A 22,006-nucleotide genomic window follows, 5' to 3' on the forward strand; every position below is an offset into this window, starting at 1 on the left:
GTTTGATGTATTTTTAAGCAATCAATGACCTAATTAAGCTTTGATTCAAGAGTTGCACTCTTTTTCTACACATGTTCTCGAATAAAATCTACTGTTCTGATTCGTAGAACCGTTTCATTTCTGCTAAACCTAGCATCAAAATGGACAGCTTCGTTTTTGAATCTTTATCGCGTTTATAATTGGCATCATAAACTTTGTAGTTGCCGTACTTGTCTACTACCGTTGTGTAATCATCGGTAATGAGCGCGATGTTAATTCCATCCCCCGCTAAAATCCATCTTCGAGACGACTTATTAAGTAAGCTTCGGCCACTGCTGTAATCTTGTGGGTTTGAAGATACGCCAAATAAGTCCTGAAGGAGCGTGGCTGATAGATCAAAATGACTGGTTTTATGCTCAAACTTTTGGGCCGTTTTGCTAGGCCAGTGCATAATTAGGGGCACATTTAATTGGTAGCGGCTGTAATTTGTGTCGGATCCCCAACTGTTAGATTTTGTTTCATTAAACTCAATACCGTGATTTGAAGTGATAATCACAATTGTATTATCAGTTAAATTTTGTTGAGTTAATGTAGTAAATACCTTTTCCAGTAGGGTATCAACTTGCCGGCTAGCTTGAGAATATGATGCTTTTAGCTTTTGCTCTGGTGTTCCTGTCTCGATGTTGCTTTCGAAGGATTCGTAGTTACTTATTGTAGAGAGTTCGATATAGCTAAACCATGGCGATTTTTCATTCTCTTCGAGCCAAGTCGCCCAGTTTGAAATAGTTGTTTCATCTTTACCATCTACTGATAATTGATAAGACGAATTCGCTGCTTGGAAAACAGAGTCTCTAGAGCCGTCAGTGTCGGAATGGTCACTACTGAACAACCCAAATTTATATTTACGTTTAGTCATTTCTTCGATGACTAGTGGCGGGAGTTGCTGAGCCTTTAAGCTTTTATTGTAGTTACTTGGAATACCGTAAAATAGACCAAAAAGGCTACCGGGGTCATTATCGGAGCTGTAATGATCGGAAAAGCGAAGGTTCTCGTTTGCGTATCGTTCTAGATTCGGCATCGTTTCATCAGTAACAAAGTCAGCTCTTAAGCTTTCGATCATTACTAGAACAACGTTGTGATTTTTGGCCTTGCTGTTGTATTTTAATGGCTCTAGCGGGTACCTAACTAAAGGAGCTAGTTTTTCATCTTCTTGCAGACGTTTATTGTATTCTTCTGTATCTATAAGCCCATGCTTTTGCATAAAGGTTCTGGCTGTCATTGGATAAGATAGCGGGAAGTTGGCTTTCTGATTAGTAATAGGCTTATAGAACGAAATATCAGCCCAGATATACACTAAATGGCTTGATATAAAGCAAATAAAAAACAGTGCTGTAATTGATCGACCTACGCGTTTATTCGTTAATTTTCTTTGTTTTCGCCAGATCCACTCTGATTGAGCAAGCTGCAATAAAAAGATTACAGGTAAAACTATAAATAACTGCTGAAGCTCGGTAGCAATATTACTTTTATCTTTTTCAAGTAATAATTCCCAGACAACTGGGTTTAAGTGCAGATGAATCTGTTGGTAGGCTTGGGTATCTAACAATAATAATGTTAAGCCTACCGTTGCAAAGCAGACGGAAACGAAGCGGTAGAGTTTCCGAGAAGGGATAGCAAAGGATAGCGGGAATAAAATCAGTAGATAGAGCGCAAAAACGAGAAAGCTAAAGTGCCCAATCCATGAACCAACCAAATACAACTGGCCTAGTAGCGTTTCAGGCCAAGGGGTTTGGCTAATGTAACGCGTACCTATCAACATTGCCGCAACTATGTTGAAAAAGGTAAACCAGTGCCCCCAACTAACCAGTCGAGAAACTCGATCACCATATGTATTTCCGCTATCTACCATTTAGTATTCGTTCTTCTATATTAGTGTGTTTTGCTTTCTTCTATTGAAGAAAGCAGTGCTTGTGCAAATTTCTCTGCTATAGCCTTGCGTTGTGTCGCAGGTACATTTGTATTCAAAACGTTTGTAGCAATATTGCCAGCAATCATGAGTGAAAGCTCTGAACTGGCGCCATTTTTATCTAGAACGGCGGCTATTTCAGTAAGAATGACTTCAATCTGGTCATCGCTATATTTTGATGTAATCGGCATAGTAACTCTAATAATGATAGTGAAAGCGGCTTATGATAACCTACTCTTCATCACAACTGAAATCGAAACAATAATTTATTCGCTATGAGCCTAAATCTATCTAATGTCATCTTACATCAACTAGCTAAAAATGATCAGGATGAACTAACCGTAAATTACCGCACTGAATCCCTTGAAAATAATCGCTTTTCTGAAGATCTTGTATCTGAACTTCATCGCGTTTTTAACGCAAAAGCAGGAAAAGGATTTGGCGCATTTCAATCTGACAGCAATTTTAGAAACTGGTTGCAAGAACTTCGCCAAGGAGAGACAAATTTTTACGAATTTTCTCAAAATTGTGCACAGAGACTAAAAGACGAACTGTCGAAGTATCCATTTGCAGATGAGGGTATTCTAGTTTTGGCAGAATATCAGTCACTTGCGACAGATTATCTGTTTATTGCGTTATTGCCTTCACACCAAAGCTTGAAGGTTACTGAAGGACTGGATATTGGTGCGACGGACTACCTTGATATTAGTAAAATGGATATCGCAGCAAGAATCGACTTGTCTACTTATGAGACTGACTCAGAATCAAATCGATATTTATCCTATATAAAAGGCAGAGTAGGTCGAAAAGTGGCCGACTTTTTCTTAGATTTCCTTCAGGCTGAAGTGGGCTTAGATTCTAAGCAACAAAACTTGGTTTTAATGCAAGCGGTTGACGACTATTGCTCTGACGCACAGCTCGATAAAGAAGAGACAACAAACTATAAGAAACAAGTATTCGATTACTGTAGCGAACAAATTAAAGCAAATGAAGAGTTAGAAGTTAAAGAATTATCCGGTGAGTTGCCAACGAGTACTGACGGAGCGAGTTTTTTAGATTACACCCAAGAGCGTGGTTATGAGCTGGAAGAAAAGTTTCCTGCTGATAGAGCGGCAGTAAGAAAGTTAACCAAGTACGTTGGTGCGGGTGGTGGCTTGAGTATCAATTTCGATAGCATGTTATTGGGTGAAAGGGTTTTTTACGATCCTGAAACTGATACTTTAACAATTAAAGGCACTCCGCCTAACTTAAAAGATCAACTTACTCGTAAAAACAATAGCTAATCAAGGATTGGTTATTGAGCGAAAAAAGGGGCGAAAGCCCCTTTTTTGTAGGTGAGCGCAAGCAATTAGTGATGAAAAACGAAGTAAAAAGGATGTTTTATCAATAGTGTTTAATGTTTGTTTTAAAGAACACCGTTACCTTGTGTCCTAGTAATTACAAGCGCAACGAGAGTAATTATCAAATGCTATTTTACATAAACTACTGATAATGGCGGATTGATTAGTTTTTTTAGATTCCGCATAAAAAAACTTGTTTTCTTGTCAGAAAATCATTAATGATGGAGGGGTTAATAACGAATTCACACGGAGTGTAAAAATGATGAGAGTAGGTTTAGTTGGCTGGCGTGGTATGGTCGGCTCTGTATTAATGCAGCGTATGGTAGAAGAGAAAGATTTCGATCATATCGAACCCGTTTTTTATAGTACATCTCAGATCGGTATTCCTGCTCCTGCATTAGGAAAAGAAGCTGGAATGTTACAAGATGCTTTCGACATTGATAGCTTGAAGCAGCTTGATGCCATCATAACTTGCCAGGGCGGCGGCTATACTGAAAAAGTGTACCCGGCATTACGCCAAGCAGGCTGGAAAGGTTACTGGATAGATGCAGCGTCTACACTTCGAATGAAAGACGACGCCATTATTACTTTAGACCCCGTTAACCTTGCACAGATTCAACAAGGTATTGCTGGTGGAACAAATACTTTTGTAGGCGGTAACTGCACCGTTAGCTTGATGTTAATGGGGTTAGGCGGCCTGTATGAAAAAGGTATGATCGAGTGGATGAGTGCGATGACGTATCAAGCAGCCTCTGGCGCCGGTGCGAAAAATATGCGTGAACTTATCTCTCAAATGGGGACTATCAACGAATCAGTAAGTTCCGAACTTGCAGACCCATCAAGCTCAATTTTAGATATTGATAGAAAAGTAGCAGAAACAATCCGATGTTCTTCTTTCCCAACCGATCAGTTTGGTGTGCCTCTAGCAGGTTCATTAATCCCATGGATTGATGTGAAACGTGACAATGGTCAGAGTAAAGAAGAGTGGAAAGCCACAGTAGAGACCAACAAAATTCTTGGTTTACAAGATAGCCCCGTTCCTATCGATGGGACCTGCGTGCGAATTGGTGCAATGCGATGCCACTCGCAAGCGCTGACGATTAAACTCAAGCAAGATGTCCCTATGGACGAGATCGAAGATATTATCGCGTCTCACAATGAATGGGTGAAAGTGATTCCTAACGATCGTGATATTACATCGCAAGAACTTAGCCCGGCGAAAGTAACTGGCACGCTATCTGTTCCTGTTGGTCGTTTACGTAAAATGACAATGGGTAATGATTTCTTGAATGCATTTACGGTGGGTGACCAACTATTATGGGGCGCGGCCGAACCGCTCCGTAGAACGTTGAGAATTATTCTTGAGTCAAAATAACAAATAATTTGTTGTAGAAGACCTCTCAATAGATGTAATGCCGTTCGGTTAGTGCTAAATACTTCGTCATTCCCGTGAAAACGGGAATCTTGGCTGTACGAGATCCCCATTTTCATGGGGATGACGTCGGTTTTCGTCGGGATTACAGGTTTAAATGACCTTAATCGAACAGCATTACCTCAATAGATAGAAAAAAGGCGCACTTTTTTAAAAGTGCGCCTTTTTTCTATCTATTTATTTTCTACAGGTACAACTCGATTATCTGGATCGGCGAGCTCGCTGCCGCAGTGTTTACAAAACATAGCATCGGATTCATGTCCATTTTTCATGCAGTTAGGGCACTTGACTAAACTCTTGTGCGAATTCATCTCTTGATGAAGCTCTGCGGTAATAATGCCGGTAGGTACTGCGAGAATCGAGTAGCCTAATAACATAGTGACTGAGGCAACGGCTTTACCAAGCCCGGTTTGGGGAACTAAATCACCATAGCCTACGGTAGTGATAGTCACGATTGCCCAATAGATACTTTGAGGGATACTCGTAAAGCCGTGCTCTGGTCCTTCTATAACAAAAAGCAAAGCACCAAAGATGGTGACTAATATGGCGACAGCGCTAAAAAAGATAAAAACCTTTCGGCGAGACATAAGCAGAGACCGGAGCAAGATGTTTGAATCTTGTAAGTACCTGACCAACTTCAATATCCTGAAAATTCGTAGCACTCGGATTAGTCTAATTACCCCCATAAAAGAAGCCGACGGAAAGACAATCGCCAAGTAGGTGGGTAATATCGCGAGCAGGTCTACAACACCATAAAAACTTTTGGCATAGGATGTCGGTTTTGGAGAGCACCAGAGTCGAATGAGATATTCAATAGTAAAAATGCAAGTGAAGCCATACTCAAGTAATTGAAATGTCGTTGACCACTGATTGTTAATAGATGAAACAGAGTCTAGTAGCAGTACTAATAAAGAGATGAAAATCGCAATAATTAGACATATGTCGAAGATCTTTCCTGCGTTTGTATGTGTTCCAAAAATCACCACATATGTTTTATGTTTTAGTGTTTCTTTTTCTTTATTCATTATTAATTCTCAATGTTTAGTGTTGTACACCGTTTGAGCAATGTTGACCCTTATTATAAGGGGGTTACCTACTAGAAAGAAGTATGTAGCGTAACCGCAAAAAAACATGGTTAAGAAAATTTGTTTGATTGATAATAATTATTGTTAAAAGGCGCACATTTTAGACAAATATGAGTGACTTGGGTGGTGTTACAAAAAAGTAACGATATACTCCTTAGTAGCACGTCAATTTTGTGGTTAAGTTTGGTATTTGTACGTATAGTGAAAGTTTTATACAAAAGTCGTTATTTTGTATTATTTATGCGCTGAATTACTTACTTTTTTTGATATTAAATTTATTTAATTTTACATTTAAAAACATGGTGTTAGAATCGCACGCTCAACTTTGGTACCCATTAGTGGGTAATTAAATTTTCAGAACTGATCTGGGTCAATTTTTTTCGGGCCGCGAAATATTATACTCAGTGCTGAAAGCAATTTACTAAGTTTGTAGTGTTCTTTCACTTTGTTTCATTATTGTGAAAAGCGATTTGAGAGAAAATCAGAATCGCAGAGAGCTCAAAAGAGAACTCAACAGCAACAGCCTTAATAAAGAGTTTTTAATATTTTTTAATTTATGGAGATTAACTATGCCTGTATCAAATTTGGCTGAACTAGATGCCCTAGTTGCACGAGTTAAAGCAGCACAAGAAGAGTTTTCTACATTCTCTCAAGAGAAAGTAGACAAAATTTTCCGTGCGGCTTCACTAGCAGCTAACCAAGCACGTATTCCTCTAGCGCAACAAGCGGTAGCAGAATCGGGAATGGGTATCATCGAAGATAAGGTTATCAAAAACCACTTCGCATCAGAGTTCATCTATAACAAGTATAAAGATGAAAAAACTTGTGGCATCTTAGATGAAGATGAAAGCATGGGTACGATGACTATCGCAGAACCTGTAGGTATTATCTGTGGTATCGTTCCAACGACTAACCCAACTTCAACAGCGATTTTCAAATCTCTAATCTCTCTGAAAACGCGTAACGGTATCATCTTCTCGCCACACCCACGTGCTAAAAATTCTACTAACGATGCAGCTAAAGTTGTTCTAGATGCAGCAGTAGCAGCGGGTGCTCCTCAAGATATCATTGGCTGGATTGACCAACCATCTGTAGAGCTTTCTAATGCTCTTATGAAGCACGACGGTATCGCTCTTATCCTTGCTACTGGTGGTCCAGGCATGGTTAAAGCAGCATACTCTTCTGGTAAGCCAGCTATCGGTGTTGGTGCAGGTAACGTTCCAGTTGTTATCGATGACACTGCTGACGTTAAACGTGCAGTTGCTTCTATTCTTATGTCTAAAACATTCGATAACGGTGTAGTTTGTGCTTCTGAGCAAGCTGTAATCGTTATGGATGAAGTATACGACGAAGTTAAAGAACGTTTCGCTTCTCATAAAGGTCACGTATTAAGCAAAGCAGACGCTGATAAAGTACGTAAAGTACTTCTTATCGATGGCGCACTTAACGCTAAAATCGTAGGTCAGCCTGCTACAGCAATCGCAGAAATGGCGGGTGTTAAAGTTCCTGCTGATACTAAGATTCTTGTTGGTGAGGGCCTTGGTGAAGTTTCTTATGACGACGAATTCGCTCATGAAAAACTATCTCCTACTCTTGGTATGTTCCGCGCGTCTTCATTTGAAAACGCAGTAGCTCAAGCCGTTACTATGGTAGAAATCGGCGGCATCGGTCACACATCTGGTCTATATACTGACCAAGACGTTAACGCAGATCGTATCCGTTACTTCGGTGACAAACTTAAAACAGCACGTATTCTTGTAAACATCCCTACGACTCATGGTGGTATCGGTGACCTTTACAACTTCAACGTTGCACCTTCTCTAACGCTTGGTTGTGGTTCATGGGGTGGTAACTCTATCTCTGAAAACGTAGGTCCTAAACACCTAATCAACAAGAAAACTGTTGCTAAGAGAGCTGAAAACATGTTGTGGCATAAACTTCCTAAGTCAATTTACTTCCGTCGTGGTAGCCTTCCAATCGCACTTGGTGACCTAGAAGGTAAGAAACGCGCATTCCTAGTTACTGACCGTTTCCTATTCAACAACGGTTATGCTGACGAAATCGTAAGCCTACTTAAAGCTCAAGGCATGGAAGTTCAAACTTTCTTCGACGTAGAAGCTGATCCAACGCTATCTGTTGTTGAAAAAGGTGCTGCTCAAATGCAAAGCTACCAGCCTGACGTTATCCTAGCACTTGGTGGTGGTTCTCCTATGGATGCTGCTAAGATCATGTGGGTAATGTACGAGCACCCAGAAACTCATTTCGAAGAACTAGCAATGCGCTTTATGGATATCCGTAAACGTATCTACAAGTTCCCTAAAATGGGCCAAAAAGCTGAGCTTGTTTGTATCACTACTACTTCAGGTACTGGTTCAGAAGTTACACCATTTGCGGTTGTTACAGACGACAAAACTGGTGCTAAGTATCCTCTAGCTGATTATGAGTTAACTCCTCAAATGGCTATCGTTGATGCTAACTTAGTAATGAACATGCCTAAGTCTCTAACAGCATTTGGTGGTTACGATGCCGTAACTCACGCACTAGAAGCATATGTTTCTGTTCTTGCGAACGAATACTCAGATGGTCAAGCTCTTCAAGCACTTAAGATGCTTAAAGAATACCTACCTTCAAGCTATGCGAATGGTGCAAGTGACCCAATCGCTCGCGAGAAAGTACACAATGCTGCAACTATCGCTGGTATCGCGTTTGCTAACGCATTCCTAGGTGTTTGTCACTCAATGGCGCACAAGATTGGTAATGCTTTCCACCTACCACACGGTCTTGCTAACGCACTACTTATCTCGAACACAGTTCGTTATAACGCAAATGACAACCCAACTAAGCAAACAGCATTCTCACAATACGACCGCCCACAAGCACGTCGTCGTTATGCAGAAGTAGCTGACCACTTAGGTCTATCTCAAGCTGGTGACCGTACTGCTCAGAAGATTGAGCGTCTACTAACTTGGTTAGACGAGCTTAAAGTTGCTCTTGATATCCCTCTATCTATTAAAGAAGCGGGTGTTTCTGAAGCTGATTTTGTTGCGCAAGTTGATGCGATTTCTGTTGACGCGTTCGATGACCAATGTACTGGTGCGAACCCACGTTACCCATTAATCTCTGAGCTTAAAGAAGTACTATTGACTTCTTTCCACGGTCAACCGTACGTTGAAGGTGAAACTTTCGAAGGTACAACTGTTATCAAGAAGAAAGACGACCAAAAGCCTGCTGCTAAATCAGCGAAGAAAAAGTAAGTATTGTTAAGTTAGAGAGTTTTCGCTAGCACGTTACTCTCTTGTAACGAATACTTAAAAACCCACTGAGTAATCAGTGGGTTTTTTTATGTTTGGCATGAAAGGAGGCTGGACTCGGTATTACTATTCCATTTCATTCACTATATGATCAAAATACATCCGAACTGATAAGTTGATTATGGGATCTGATATCAAGCTTCTGCTGCCATTACCCGGCCATTAAAATATTCATTAGAAACAATATATTCAGCGCTTCGGATTAACTCGTCTTGAATAATGGCCCAATGCTCTACTTCATCGTTGTCTACTGTGTGAGAAATACCAGGGACAACGCATCCAACTCGAATATTAAAAGGGTATAACTCTTTGGACCAACTTTTCGTAAAACCAGAAATCATCGAAGTCGCACTTTCTAACCCAAGGCTATGATTGTCAAATGGGAAAGTAATCATGTTAATAATGAGGCTCTTTTTTTCATTATTTTTCATATGCTCTGCGCCAGCTTGACCGAAGCTAAATATTGGAGAGGCCAACGATGTTAATTGTTTTGAGAAGTTTTCCGCGTTGTCACAGTTAGTCAGGGTCGGTAAAGGCAAACTCGGCCAGTAGTTAATTAATACATCGATAGAAAGCTTTAATTCGTCTCGGACAAAGGAAAAAAGCTGCTGAATGTTGTTTTGAGAATAATCTTTTATAGGGTAGGTGATAACGCCAAAAGTGCCTTCTTTGCAACGTAATTTTATCTCATCTAGTTGCACTTCATTGGTATCAATAGCGATAACTTTTGCACCTAATGATGAAAAGTGGACGGCTAGTGTGCTGCCAAGGTTGGTACCAGCAGATGTAATCAGAATCACCGAATCTCTAATATCCATATTTTCCCTCTACTTAGGCGCTGTAAATTCAGGGTGTTATAAATTCAATATGGGTAATAATTGGCAAGTTAGTTGTGAATACCATCATGAAATGCATATTTTGATACTACTAATTGTTCAGGCTTGGGGATGCCTCACAATGTAGTACATGGTTAACGCAATTTGTTGCTTTTTATGAGAAGTAGAACCGCCACTGACTGATGGTGGGGTTATGCAACTTGTCTTATCTGGCTTTCTATTTGATTAATAACAAGTTTTTTATAAAGGTGGTCGCTGATCGTCGGCTCAGGAGCTCTTTTAAGGGTTCTTTTGCTGTGGAACGATAGGTTACGAAATACGTCTTCACCTAGATTATGCGTGTGCTCGGTCATGTAGGCTAATGAATCTGGATTTAATCCATTCTGAAGCCGAGCACTCTGGATGCCACCTTGGTGAAACTGTTCTGAGATGCGTGCACCTTTGCTGTAGCTGTGCTCATTAGAGCGTAGTTCGACTGGTTTGGGTACTTGTAATTCTTCGCGTAACTTTGATTCTGTTTTGGATTCTAGGTTGAGATGTTGGATAGATACCGTTTCGCGTACATCTTCTGAGAACATTGCAATCAACAGAGAAAAATCAGCTCGGCGATGCTGCTCTACAGCTGCACAGATGTGATCACCCAATTGCAGTTCATTAATAACTGCTGGAGTGACCTGTTCTGATATATCTGTTTTTGGAAGTTGCATACTTGCTCCTAGCTCGATGCCTATGTATCGGCACTCGAGCGAGAAGCTTTAATCTTAAACCAACTGATTTTTAGTTATTTTTAAGAAATGTTTCACTTATTCAACGGTTTTTTTTAATTGGGAAAGCATAAATAATGCGGCAGCAGAAACAACCACGGAAGGGCCTGCTGGCGTATCATACTGCCATGAGAGAGTAATACCGAGCAGTACAGATATACAGCCGATTAATGATGACAATAGGACCATTCTTTCTGGCGTGTTAGAAAATTTTCTCGCGGTAGCTGAAGGTATAATAAGCAGTGACGTAATAATCAATGCTCCAACAAACTTCATACCAACCGCGATAACGGTTCCGACCAGAAGCATTAATATAAGCCGCATCAGATCGATATTCGTTCCCTCTACTGCGGCTAGTTCTTCGCTAACGGTGGAAGAGAGCAGCGGCTGCCAAAAACAGTAAAGAATAAACGAAATAACAATAACTCCAAGGTAAATGAAATAAATATCAGATGGCGAGACAGATAATAAATCACCAAAAAGATAACTCATTAAGTCTATTCTAACGTCGTCGAGAAAACTAACAGCGACAAGCCCGAGAGACAGCGCACTATGGGCTAAGATCCCAAGTAAGGTGTCTGTCCCTACTAACTGTCTTTTTTGTAATATGACTAATAAGACCGCTATGGCTAAACAGCAAACAACAAGCGCTAAGTAGATGTTAATATCTAAAAGCACACCTAAAGCTAATCCTAGCAGTGACGCGTGGGCTAATGTATCACCAAAATAAGCCATACGGCGCCAAACAACAAATGAACCCAATGGCCCTGCAATGATAGCGATACCTAGTCCGGCAAAAATAGCAGGCAGTAAAAATTCAATCATGATGAGTAGCCCCGTGGTTATGAGAGCAACAATCGTCTTTTTCTTTTGGATAGCCAGACAAGTCGTGTTGTCCATTGTGCGAATGATGGTAGAAAGCGAGTGGGCCATCATTCGGTCGACCAAATAACTCAACGTAGGATGGGTGATTACTTATCGCTTCAGGTTCTCCTGAACAACAAACATGATGATTTATGCAAATGACTTTATCTGTCTTGGCCATCACTAAATGCAAATCATGGGATATCATTAATACAGCGCATTGAAAGCGATGACGAATAATTTCAATTAGATTGTATAGTTCAATTTGACCTTGAACATCGACTCCTTGAGCAGGCTCATCTAAAACCAATAATTCGGGTCTTCGTAACAGGGCTCTTGCCAGAAGAACTCGTTGGTTTTCGCCCCCGGACAATCGGTGCATGTCATTTCGAGCGAGATGTTCCGCCCCAACAAGCCTTAGTGCTTCGGTTCTTTCTTGTTTGCTGTATCGTCCGGCTAATTTAAGAAATCGATCAACGTGCAGAGGCAAGGTATCATTTAGTTTCAGTTTTTGTGGGACGTAGCCAATAGTTAACTTCGCTTTCTTTTCAATTTGACCTTTGTAAGGCTTTACTAACCCAAGAAGTGCTTTAATTAGAGTAGACTTTCCCGCGCCATTAGGCCCAATAATCGTGGTTATTTCGTTAGTTTTTATGTCTAAACTAATTTTATCTAATACATCACGGTCATCGAACCGGACACTAATATTTTTCATTCTGACAAGCGAGGTCATGAATAAATCTCATTTACAATTCGACTTGTTATAATATAACATTCGCTCGATTAATTAAACTAGATTACGTGATGTAAAAATGAAAAATTTGATAAAGACAGCTCTATTTTTGATGGTAGTGGTAGCTCCATTAAGTCAAGCAACCACAATAGTGACGAGTATTAAACCGTTCCAATTGATAGCACTAGAGATAACCCAAGGTGTTACAGAGCCTGAATCGTTATTGAGTTCGACGGCTTCACCTCACGACTATGCGATGAAGCCTTCCGACTTGAAGACATTAAAACGTGCCGATTTGGTTATCTGGTTTGGACCAGAGTTAGAGCCATTTTTGGAGAAAGTATTAGCGGATGGCAATAACTCGCTTCAACTATCTAAAAGTGACGTTGCTTTTATTGAATACGAAGAAGATGGGCACGATGACCATCATGGACATGATCATGGCAGTGTAGACCCACATATTTGGCTAGGGCCTGATTTAGCAGAACAAATTGCGACGGAAATTGCGAACAAACTATCTGAAATTGATCAAATAAATGCAGCTCGTTATAACGATAATTTGGCGGTGTTTATTTCTAATCTAGAGAAAAGTGTCAATGAAATAAAAGCCGAGCTAGCGCCTTATTCCAATAGTGGTTACTACGTTTTCCATGATGCGTATGGTTATTTTGAAACGTATTTTCACCTCAATAAACTCGGTCATTTTACTTTGTCTCCGGATAGAAAGCCGGGGGCGAAAACCTTAATTCAAATACGCAGCGCCTTAAAAGCAGGCTCAGCACATTGTGTCTTTTCAGAGCCTCAATTTAAACCTACTACGGTAGAATCAGTAACACGGGGTAGCGACGTGTTTGTTGGCGTCCTAGACCCTTTGGCAACCGACATTGAAGCTAGCTCGGGCGCTTATTTTCGCTTTATGACAGGGCTTGCAAGCAGCTATAAAGAGTGTTTGTCATATAATAAATAACTAAGTCTGCTTAATTAACAACCGATGTATTGCATGAATTCAATTGATTATCTAAATGATAATGGTTTTTAATACGGAAATTGATATAGAACAATTAACAAAAGTATTTAACTTGCTACTATACCGGAATAGAAATTATTATCATTTGAAGCATGCATAAGGGCTGTCCATGAAACTATCAGAATTGAAAGATGGTGAAAGCGCAAATATCAAGTCGTTTTCGAACCTGACTATGGAACTTAGAAAGAAACTGATGGTTATGGGTGTATTGCCGAACACTGAAGTAAAGGTGATTCGTCGTGCGCCAATGGGAGACCCAATTCAGGTTCGCGTTAGAGGCATGTCTCTAGCAGTACGTAAAAATATTGCTTCAGAAATCGATGTAGAGGTTAACTAATGCAAGCTGAATATGAAATCCTTACGGTAGGCAATCCAAACAGTGGTAAAACGACGCTATTTAATGCTTTGACAGGTGCTAAACAACAGGTTGGAAATTGGCCTGGAGTTACTGTCGAGAAGAAAACAGGCTCGTTATATCATTCAGGGAATAAACTTAGTTTAACTGACTTACCGGGTATCTACGCCTTGGACAGTGGTAATGATGCGAATAGCATAGATGAGTCTATCGCTTCACGGGCGGTATTGACTCATCCTGCAGATCTTATCGTCAACGTTGTTGATGCTAGTTGCTTAGAAAGAAGCTTATATACAACGCTTCAGCTAAGAGAACTTGGCCGGCCAATGATTGTTGTGCTGAATAAAATGGACGCACTCGCAAGAGAGCGGCAGGTCCTTGATGTTAAAGCGCTTGAAAAAACGCTTGGTTGCCCAGTATTGACTCTTTCTGCTACTGATCAGCAGCAAGTAAAAAAATTTAAAGAACGACTCCACAAAATATTGCTACAGGGTGTGGCTCTTTCGGTTCATAACCTTAATTATGGCGATGTACTAGAAGAGGCGATCGCTTCTTTACAACCAATTTGGAAAGATGAAACGGTTTCTAATCGTGCTCTAGCAATACGTGCATTAGAAAATGATGCCCTAATTTTAAACAGCTTAACTGAAGAAGATAGGGCAACGGTACATCAGACTATCAATCGTGTAGATATTGATATCGACCTCGAAGTTGCAGATACAAAATATTCATTTATACACAACGAGTTAAAACATATTCGCAAATGTGAAGGGAAATTAAGCCGTAGTTTTACCGAAAAAGCGGATCTGTTTATTCTGAACAAGTGGATAGGCGTTCCGTTTTTCTTTGTTGTTATGTACTTGATGTTTATGTTTTCTATCAACATCGGTAGCGCATTTATCGACTTTTTTGATATCAGTGCTGGTGCATTATTAGTGGATGGCGGACATTACCTATTAGATGACCACCTCCCTATCTGGTTGTCTACGTTGATTGCAGACGGTGTCGGTGGTGGTGTGCAAACTGTCGCTACGTTTATACCTGTAATCGCGGCCTTATATCTGTTTTTAGCGGTACTTGAAAGTTCTGGCTATATGGCACGAGCTGCTTTTGTATTAGATAAGGTGATGCAAAAAATAGGGTTACCAGGCAAGGCGTTTGTCCCATTAGTTTTAGGTTTTGGTTGTAACGTACCGTCAATAATGGCAACTCGAACACTTGATCAAGAGCGTGAACGTAAACTAGCAGCATCAATGGCACCATTTATGTCATGTGGAGCTAGACTTCCAGTGTACGCACTTTTCGCTGCAGCATTCTTCCCTGATAGCGGTCAAAATGTTGTATTTGCGCTCTATATTTTGGGCATACTTGCTGCAGTTGCAACTGGGTTACTATTAAAGAAAACACTCTATCCAGGTTCAAGTGACGCGTTGATCATGGAAATGCCGGATTATGAAATTCCTACCATGCAAAATGTGTGTATTAAAACATGGCAGAAACTAAAACGATTTGTGCTCGGTGCAGGTAAGACGATTGTTGTAGTGGTTACGATATTGAGTTTTTTCAATTCGTTGGGTACTGACGGTACATTTGGAAATGAAGACAGTGATAAATCGGTGCTTTCTAAGGCAGCCCAAGTCATCACACCCGTTTTCTCATCTATTGGAGTTAGAGAAGATAACTGGCCAGCAACAGTTGGTATTATCACTGGGATATTTGCCAAAGAGGCAGTGGTCGGTACGCTGAATAGTCTGTATTCATCATCATCGTCTGATGAAGATGGGGCTGACTACAATTTGGCTGCAAGTATCGAAGAGGCAGTAATGACCATTCCTGAAAACTTGATGGGCATAAGCTTCAGTGATCCAATGGGTATTGAAGTGGGTGATCTTAGTGATTCTACGGCAGTCGCTGAGGAACAAGATGTTGATTCGTCTATTTTTGGTAACCTTAAATCGAATTTCGTCACTGGACATGCAGCATTTGCTTACCTGATTTTCATTTTACTTTATACGCCTTGTGTTGCCGCTATGGGTGCATACATGAAAGAGTTTGGCCGAAAATATGCCGTATTTATTGCCAGTTGGACAATGTTACTCGCCTATACTGGTGCGGCTCTTTATCATAACGTTATGCTGTTTAACCAACAGCCAACCACAAGCATTTCTTGGATTGTAGCGGTGTTCTTTATCTGGTTTGCTACTTATTTCTTACTTAAGAAAGAAGGTCAGAAACAGATGAGCTTGTCTGAGGCTATCGCGTGATACTCTCAGAGCTTAAAGCATTTATTTTTGAGCAAGGCAGTGCTACTCGAACGGAACTAGCCAAAAAATTCGCATTGAGTGAAGATGGCGTGGACGCGATGCTAGAGGTCTGGGTTAAAAAAGGTAAGTTATCAAGGTTAGTTGATCTCGATAAAAAAGAGAACGTAAGACAAATACGTTATAAAGCCGTTACCAGTAATGCAATCCAGATGACTGTTATCTCATAAAAAAAGCGCTGATATAATCAGTAATGCCAGTCAGTTAAGCTGACTGGCATTTTTTTCTATTGATAGAGATCTTAATGTTTTTGGAACATAGGGTTCTTTTTCAGCTCAATGGCTATCGTATTGACCAGTTTATTTTGTTCATTTTCATTTCTGTGCTGACCAGCAGCATTTCCCCAAATCGGCCCCGGCCACGCGATATCTGAAATAAATCGAGCTACATGATGTATATGAAGCTGTGGAACCATATTCCCCAATGCTCCGAGGTTTAGTTTGTCTGGCAAAAATAAGGCTTCTAGCATCTTGGAAATAATTTGGCTCTCAATCAAGAATTGTTGTTGTTGATCCATCGATAATTGATGCAATTCTTTAATACCATCGACCTTTGGGACAAGGATAATCCACGGTACGCTAGCGTCTTTATTTAAAAGAACGGTACAAAGTGGGAACTCACCAAGTTTGGATGTGTCTTGTTCTAATTGGGGATGTAATGCAAAAGCCATCGCTACGCTCTCTATTATGCAATGATGATCATTTATAACATTTAATTGGGGCTCTGGTAACACGCAAGCTCTTATTTTGAAGTAAGATTTACAAAAATGCCCTGTCTTTAACAGGGCATTCATTATTGTGTAATGCTGTTCGGTTAAGGTCTTTTAAACCTGTATTCCCGACGAAAACCGACGTCATCCCCGTGAAAATGGGGATCTAGTGCAGCCAAGATTCCCGTTTTCACGATGACAATCTTACATACGTTCCAGCGTTTCTATACCAAGAAGCGACAAACCCTGTTTGATGGTTTTAGCAGTAAGGGCCGCAAGTTTAAGTCGACTCTGTTTTATTGATGTGCTTTCTGCAACCAAGATAGGACAAGCTTCATAGAAGCTTGAGAATTGGCCTGCTAGCTCAAATAAATAGCTACACATGATGTGAGGTTGGCCTTCGCGAGCGACAGATTGAACGGCCTCTTCAAATTGAAGTAGCTTAGCAATTAACGCCTTTTCCTTTTCCTCAGTAATCGTGATATCACCTTCGATGCTATCCATCGAAATTTCGGCTTTAGCGAAGATAGATGCAACACGAGTGTATGCATATTGCATATAAGGTGCGGTATTCCCTTCGAAGGCTAACATGTTGTCCCAGTCAAAAATATAATCGGTAGTACGATGTTTTGAAAGGTCAGCGTATTTCACTGCAGCCATTGCGACTGTTTTTGCAATGGCTTCTTTTTCTGATTCACTTAACTCTGGGTTTTTACTTTCGATTAGTTTTTGAGCTCTTACTTGCGCTTCGTCAAGTAAATCGGCAAGACGAACCGTACCGCCAGCACGAGTCTTAAATGGGCGACCATCTTTACCTAGCATCATTCCAAATGCATGATGCTCAAGGGTCACGTTTTCTGGAACGTATCCGGCTTTCCGAACGATCGTCCAAGCTTGCATTAAGTGCTGATGTTGGCGTGAATCGATAAAGTACAGTACTCGGTCTGCTTTCAGTGTTTCATAGCGGTATTTTGCGCACGCAATATCGGTGGTTGTGTAAAGGAAACCACCGTCACGTTTCTGGATGATAACGCCCATCGGTTCGCCATCTTTATTCTTATACTCATCTAGAAAAACAACCTGAGCGCCATCGTCTTCTACTGCTAGACCTTTTTCTTTAAGATCGGACACAATACCAGGTAGCATATCGTTGTACATACTCTCGCCCATCACGTTGTCACGAGTTAGTGACACATTTAAGCGGTCATAGTTGCGCTGATTTTGGATCATAGTGATGTCGACAAGTTTCTTCCACATCTCGGCACAATATTCATCGCCACTTTGAAGCTTAACGACATAGGCACGAGCACGCTTAGCAAATTCTTCGTCTTCATCGTAGAGTTTTTTTGATTCTCGGTAGAATGTTTCAAGGTCCGCAAGTTCCATTGAAACTTCGCCAGACTCTTTTTGGATACGCTCAAGGTTCGCAATAAGCATACCGAACTGTGTACCCCAGTCTCCTATGTGATTGGCTCTAATTACGTTATGACCAAGAAACTCGAGGGTACGAACAACGGCATCCCCGATGATAGTGGAACGTAAGTGACCAACATGCATCTCTTTTGCTACGTTAGGCGCTGAATAATCGGCAACAATATTTTTTTGTTCTTCAACAGATACGCCTAAACGCTCATCTGCTAATGCTAATTCCGCTTGGCTTGCAAGAAAAGATTCACTAAGAAAAATATTGATGAAGCCAGGCCCTGCAATTTCTGTTTTGCTTGCAATACCGTCAAGGTCGAGTACGTCCAATACTTTTTGAGCAAACTCTCTAGGATTAGTGCCTAATTTTTTTGCTACACCCATTACACCATTTGCTTGGTAATCACCGAACTGTGATTTAGCTGATTGGCGTACAGCTGCTGGGCTGCCTTCTGGTGCGCCAGCGGCTACTAGAGCCAGAGATACTTTGTCATTTATAAGTGCTTGGATATTCACACGAGTTTCCTTCAATTCTTAGAATTGTACTGCTATGCGTTTTCGAGTATTTACATCAGCTCGAATTAGAGCGCATATGGCATATTTGTTTATAAAAATGGGGGTAATAATAGCAAGTTAACCCTTTGGCTAACAGCCAAAGAAAAACAAATTTGCATACTTTTTTCCGTAGTTATTGATAATATCGGTTACAAATAGACATTCCGAGTATAGATAGATGACTAACCCTTTGTTTGAATGCGAATTAACACCCGAACAAATGCTTGATAATTTACCAGCGTTTTTTGAAAAACTGAATTCTTTGGCACGAGACATAGGCCTTGAACTGACAGAGTATCAAGCCGATCACATTGCTATGCGAATTAACGATAACCAATTGACTGACCAAGCTCACCAGGCATGGCTCAAATTTGGCACCGTGATTTCTTCTGCTTACATCAATGGTCGACCGATAATTGTTTTAGAGTTTACAAAGCCGATTTCAATTCAAAATTGGGCAATCGAATGCTTAGAACTCCCTTATCCAGCAAAAGGTAAGCAGTATCCGAATCAGGGTTGGGAACATGTAGAGTTTGTCATACCTTCTGACGCAAAGACGGCAAAAGAATACTTAAAAGAGCTCAAGTCACGTATGCCAAGGTTACTCGATGCATGGGATCGAATGGAATCGATGGGAATAAATATCAAGCTTTCGAGTCCGAAAGGAGAGGGGGAGCGTTTAGCAAATCCCACGGTCGCATTTAAAAGAGATGGAGTCTGTATTAAGTTGCACCCGCACGCACTAAAACAAGTTGTTCTATCTGAGCAATAACCTTCACATGAAATAACGGTTGGGTTTAATGAATATATGAAAACAGACTCTAGAAATTAAGGGTGTTTCTAGAGTCTGTTGTGTGAAGTAGGAATTACCCTTCTAAACCTTCACTTGCTTGTTTGTTTTGAATTAGCTCAATCATGTAACCGTCAGGGTCTTTAACGAAGGCAATTTGAGTTGTTCCTCCTTTTACCGGGCCGGGTTCTCTTGTAACGTTACCCCCAACCGCTTTAATTGCATCGCAAGTGCTATAAATGTCATCAACACCGATAGCGATATGGCCGAAGGCATTACCCATGTCGTATCCAGATGTGCCCCAGTTATATGTAAGTTCGATAACTGCGCCTTGCGATTCATCTCCGAAGCCAACAAATGCTAGCGTATATTTATACTCAGTATTTTCGTTTTTTCTGAGTAACTCCATACCCATAACCTTGGTATAAAACTCAATAGAACGGTCTAGATCTCCGACTCGTATCATTGTGTGTAACATGCGACCATTTGACATTGTATTTCTCCAGTATTTTAATATGTTTGTTATTACAATTCTGTTTTTGTAGCATATTCACATAAGTCTTCGATGATACAGCTACCACAGCGTGGCTTTCTGGCTACACAGGTGTAGCGCCCATGTAGAATCAACCAATGATGAACATCGAGTTTGAACTCTTTTGGAATCACTTTTAATAGTTTTTGTTCCACATTATCAACGGTTTTACCCATTGCTAACTTAGTCCTATTGGATACCCGATAAATATGGGTGTCGACAGCGATCGTCGGCCAACCGAACGCAGTATTCAAAACAACATTTGCGGTTTTTCGACCCACACCAGGAAGTGCTTCTAAGGCTTCTCTATTTTCTGGTACTTCACTATTGTGTTGTTCAACTAAGATTCGGCAAGTTTTAATGACATTTTCAGCCTTAGAATTAAATAATCCTATGGTCTTGATGTACTCTTTTACACCATCTACCCCTAAATCTAAGATAGATTTTGGTGTGTTGGCCACAGGGTATAATTTGGCAGTTGCTTTGTTAACGCTCACATCTGTTGCTTGAGCAGAAAGCAAAACTGCAATCAGTAGCTCAAATGGCGAGTTCCAATTTAACTCTGTCTGAGGGTTAGGGTTGTTCTCTCTCAACCGCTTAAGAATTTCTACTCGTTTTGTATTATTCATTGCTGACTTTTCTTAATTGTTATCATCTGCAAACTGGTTAGTTAGTTACTCTAACACGTTCAATTACCGGCTTCTCTGCTTTTGGTTTTCGTACAGAAATTTGTGAATCGATAACATTTTTAAAGGCAATAATGAAACCAACACCAATAAATGCCCCCGGAGGTAACATCGCAAGTAAGAAATTACTTTCCACGTTAAACAGTTCAATTCTTAATGATGCAGCCCAACTCCCTAGTAAAAGGTCTGCGCCGTCAAATAAGGTTCCATTGCCTAATACTTCTCGTATTGAACCGAGCAATACAAGAACAGAGGTCATTCCAATACCCATCCATAATCCATCTAAAGCCGCGGGCAATGGTTCGTTTTTAGCGGCATAAGCTTCAGCACGACCAATAATAATGCAGTTGGTTACGATAAGTGGAATAAAAATACCTAGTGACAGATAGAGACCATAGGCGTATGCGTTCATAAGTAGCTGTACACACGTTACGAGTGCGGCAATAATCATGACAAAAACTGGAAGTCGAATTTCTTTAGGTACGTAATCTCTTACCAAAGAGACGATTAGATTCGAGCCAATAAGAACAAGCGTGGTCGCAATGCCTAAGCCTAGTGCATTGGTCACAGTTGATGAGACGGCGAGTAACGGACAAAGTCCCAGTAACTGGACTAATACTGGGTTGTTTGTCCACAATCCATTCTTTAGCAGTAGTCTATGTTCAGTCATTACTATCTCCACAATTCAACGGTTGAGAATATAAGGCATCACGATTTTCATTATAGAAAATGACACTTTTCTTGACGGCGTTAACGACCGCTCGTGGTGTGATGGTTGCGCCAGTAAATTGATCAAATTGACCACCATCTTTCTTTACCTTCCAGTCTTCTAGGTTTTTCGAGGTGACTTTTTTGCCTTTGAAACCATCAATCCAATAGGTAATTCTTGTATCTATCTTGTCACCTAAGCCCGGTGTTTCATTGTGGGCAAGTACACGAGTACCGGTTACAACTCCTTGGTAGTCTATGCCAACGATAAGCTTAATTCTACCGTTGTAGCCATCTGGGGCGATCGCCTCAATGGCTATTGCGCTTGGGATGCCACCTTTTGTTGCGACATAGGCCGGTAATGGCTCTTCACTGCCTAAACTTTCTGACTGGATTAACGTACAAGCAGCGTAAAGTTCATTGTCGTGCAATTTATGGGGAATAACTTGATTGAGTATAGACTTCAGTTGTTCTCGCTCTTGCGACAAAATAGTGTCTTCGGTTAATAAATGAGTAATGGACACTAGGCCGGTGCAGGCACAAGCAAAAATAGCTAATGTCGCGCCATTGTTTTTAATCGCGGTTAACATA

21 protein-coding genes are annotated in these 22,006 nt (G+C 40.7%); 8 read left to right on the plus strand and 13 right to left on the minus strand.

The features are described 5' to 3' along the window. Positions 1-88: 88 nt before the first annotated feature. Both PGX00_RS07050 and PGX00_RS07055 read right to left on the minus strand, forming a co-directional pair. Positions 89-1,888 carry a DUF3413 domain-containing protein gene (locus tag PGX00_RS07050; RefSeq protein ID WP_272133994.1) on the minus strand — a complete coding sequence of 600 codons (1,800 nt, stop codon included), beginning with the start codon at positions 1,886-1,888 and terminating at the stop codon, positions 89-91. Between the two features lie 20 nt (positions 1,889-1,908). Next, entirely contained in the window at positions 1,909-2,136 is a 228-nt protein-coding gene (locus tag PGX00_RS07055; RefSeq protein ID WP_272133996.1) for a YejL family protein, read from the minus strand. Positions 2,137-2,220: 84 nt separating this feature from the next. On the opposite strand from PGX00_RS07055, the gene yejK reads away from it, so the two are divergent. Then, positions 2,221-3,228 (plus strand): nucleoid-associated protein YejK, encoded by a 1,008-nt coding sequence (yejK, locus tag PGX00_RS07060; protein ID WP_272133998.1) that lies wholly within the window; start codon positions 2,221-2,223, stop codon positions 3,226-3,228. A 319-nt stretch (positions 3,229-3,547) separates the two neighbouring features. Continuing rightward, positions 3,548-4,660 carry an aspartate-semialdehyde dehydrogenase gene (asd, locus tag PGX00_RS07065; protein WP_272137969.1) on the plus strand — a complete coding sequence of 371 codons (1,113 nt, stop codon included), beginning with the start codon at positions 3,548-3,550 and terminating at the stop codon, positions 4,658-4,660. Between the two features lie 230 nt (positions 4,661-4,890). Here the strand turns inward: asd and PGX00_RS07070 are convergent, their stop codons facing one another. Beyond that, a complete protein-coding gene (locus PGX00_RS07070; protein WP_272134000.1) occupies positions 4,891-5,742 on the minus strand; it encodes an ion transporter in 852 nt (283 codons plus the stop codon). 629 nt (positions 5,743-6,371) lie between these two features. Here PGX00_RS07070 and adhE point away from each other — a divergent pair. Then, positions 6,372-9,056: a bifunctional acetaldehyde-CoA/alcohol dehydrogenase gene (gene adhE / locus PGX00_RS07075; RefSeq protein WP_272134002.1), complete on the plus strand. Its 2,685-nt coding sequence runs from the start codon at positions 6,372-6,374 to the stop codon at positions 9,054-9,056. A 191-nt stretch (positions 9,057-9,247) separates the two neighbouring features. Here adhE and PGX00_RS07080 read toward each other — a convergent pair whose 3' ends face one another. From PGX00_RS07080 to znuC, 4 genes are all read right to left on the minus strand, one after another. Beyond that, positions 9,248-9,931: an SDR family oxidoreductase gene (locus PGX00_RS07080; RefSeq protein ID WP_272134004.1), complete on the minus strand. Its 684-nt coding sequence runs from the start codon at positions 9,929-9,931 to the stop codon at positions 9,248-9,250. Between the two features lie 209 nt (positions 9,932-10,140). Further along, positions 10,141-10,656, minus strand: coding sequence for a VC2046/SO_2500 family protein (locus PGX00_RS07085; RefSeq protein WP_272134006.1), 516 nt, complete (start codon positions 10,654-10,656; stop codon positions 10,141-10,143). Between the two features lie 96 nt (positions 10,657-10,752). Continuing rightward, positions 10,753-11,538, minus strand: coding sequence for a zinc ABC transporter permease subunit ZnuB (znuB, locus tag PGX00_RS07090; RefSeq protein WP_272134009.1), 786 nt, complete (start codon positions 11,536-11,538; stop codon positions 10,753-10,755). Further along, a complete protein-coding gene (gene znuC, locus PGX00_RS07095) occupies positions 11,531-12,310 on the minus strand; it encodes a zinc ABC transporter ATP-binding protein ZnuC (RefSeq protein ID WP_272134011.1) in 780 nt (259 codons plus the stop codon). The genes znuB and znuC overlap by 8 nt, the downstream gene beginning before the upstream one ends. A 91-nt stretch (positions 12,311-12,401) precedes the next feature. Here znuC and PGX00_RS07100 point away from each other — a divergent pair, with 91 nt between their 5' ends. From PGX00_RS07100 to PGX00_RS07115, 4 genes are all read left to right on the plus strand, one after another. Beyond that, positions 12,402-13,277 carry a zinc ABC transporter substrate-binding protein gene (locus PGX00_RS07100; protein WP_407702384.1) on the plus strand — a complete coding sequence of 292 codons (876 nt, stop codon included), beginning with the start codon at positions 12,402-12,404 and terminating at the stop codon, positions 13,275-13,277. 169 nt (positions 13,278-13,446) lie between these two features. Next, positions 13,447-13,674, plus strand: coding sequence for a FeoA family protein (locus PGX00_RS07105; protein WP_272134015.1), 228 nt, complete (start codon positions 13,447-13,449; stop codon positions 13,672-13,674). After that, the gene (gene feoB / locus PGX00_RS07110) at positions 13,674-15,956 is read left to right on the plus strand and encodes a Fe(2+) transporter permease subunit FeoB (protein WP_272134017.1); all 2,283 of its coding nucleotides are present in this window, start codon (positions 13,674-13,676) and stop codon (positions 15,954-15,956) included. Before PGX00_RS07105 ends, feoB begins: the two co-directional genes overlap by 1 nt. Continuing rightward, a complete protein-coding gene (locus PGX00_RS07115; RefSeq protein WP_272134019.1) occupies positions 15,953-16,183 on the plus strand; it encodes a FeoC-like transcriptional regulator in 231 nt (76 codons plus the stop codon). The genes feoB and PGX00_RS07115 overlap by 4 nt, the downstream gene beginning before the upstream one ends. A gap of 71 nt (positions 16,184-16,254) precedes the next feature. Here PGX00_RS07115 and PGX00_RS07120 read toward each other — a convergent pair whose 3' ends face one another. Both PGX00_RS07120 and argS read right to left on the minus strand, forming a co-directional pair. Further along, positions 16,255-16,683 (minus strand): HIT domain-containing protein, encoded by a 429-nt coding sequence (locus tag PGX00_RS07120; protein ID WP_272134021.1) that lies wholly within the window; start codon positions 16,681-16,683, stop codon positions 16,255-16,257. Positions 16,684-16,926: 243 nt separating this feature from the next. Next, complete coding sequence (gene argS / locus PGX00_RS07125) at positions 16,927-18,660, minus strand: arginine--tRNA ligase (RefSeq protein WP_272134023.1); 1,734 nt, start codon at positions 18,658-18,660, stop codon at positions 16,927-16,929. Between the two features lie 217 nt (positions 18,661-18,877). Here argS and PGX00_RS07130 point away from each other — a divergent pair, with 217 nt between their 5' ends. Further along, positions 18,878-19,471: a VOC family protein gene (locus tag PGX00_RS07130; RefSeq protein WP_272134025.1), complete on the plus strand. Its 594-nt coding sequence runs from the start codon at positions 18,878-18,880 to the stop codon at positions 19,469-19,471. Between the two features lie 94 nt (positions 19,472-19,565). Here PGX00_RS07130 and gloA read toward each other — a convergent pair whose 3' ends face one another. Genes gloA through rsxG form a run of 4 tightly spaced genes read right to left on the minus strand, consistent with a single transcriptional unit; the run spans position 19,566 to position 22,005 of the window. Further along, the gene (gene gloA / locus PGX00_RS07135) at positions 19,566-19,982 is read right to left on the minus strand and encodes a lactoylglutathione lyase (RefSeq protein WP_272134026.1); all 417 of its coding nucleotides are present in this window, start codon (positions 19,980-19,982) and stop codon (positions 19,566-19,568) included. Between the two features lie 32 nt (positions 19,983-20,014). Next, positions 20,015-20,650 (minus strand): endonuclease III, encoded by a 636-nt coding sequence (gene nth, locus PGX00_RS07140; protein WP_272134027.1) that lies wholly within the window; start codon positions 20,648-20,650, stop codon positions 20,015-20,017. Positions 20,651-20,687: 37 nt separating this feature from the next. Next, a complete protein-coding gene (locus PGX00_RS07145; RefSeq protein WP_272134029.1) occupies positions 20,688-21,377 on the minus strand; it encodes an electron transport complex subunit E in 690 nt (229 codons plus the stop codon). Further along, a complete protein-coding gene (gene rsxG, locus PGX00_RS07150; protein ID WP_272134031.1) occupies positions 21,370-22,005 on the minus strand; it encodes an electron transport complex subunit RsxG in 636 nt (211 codons plus the stop codon). The genes PGX00_RS07145 and rsxG overlap by 8 nt, the downstream gene beginning before the upstream one ends. Between the last annotated feature and the right edge of the window lies 1 nt (position 22,006).

Origin of the sequence: Vibrio algarum (assembly GCF_028204155.1) — a bacterium.
GTDB lineage: Bacteria > Pseudomonadota > Gammaproteobacteria > Enterobacterales > Vibrionaceae > Vibrio > Vibrio algarum.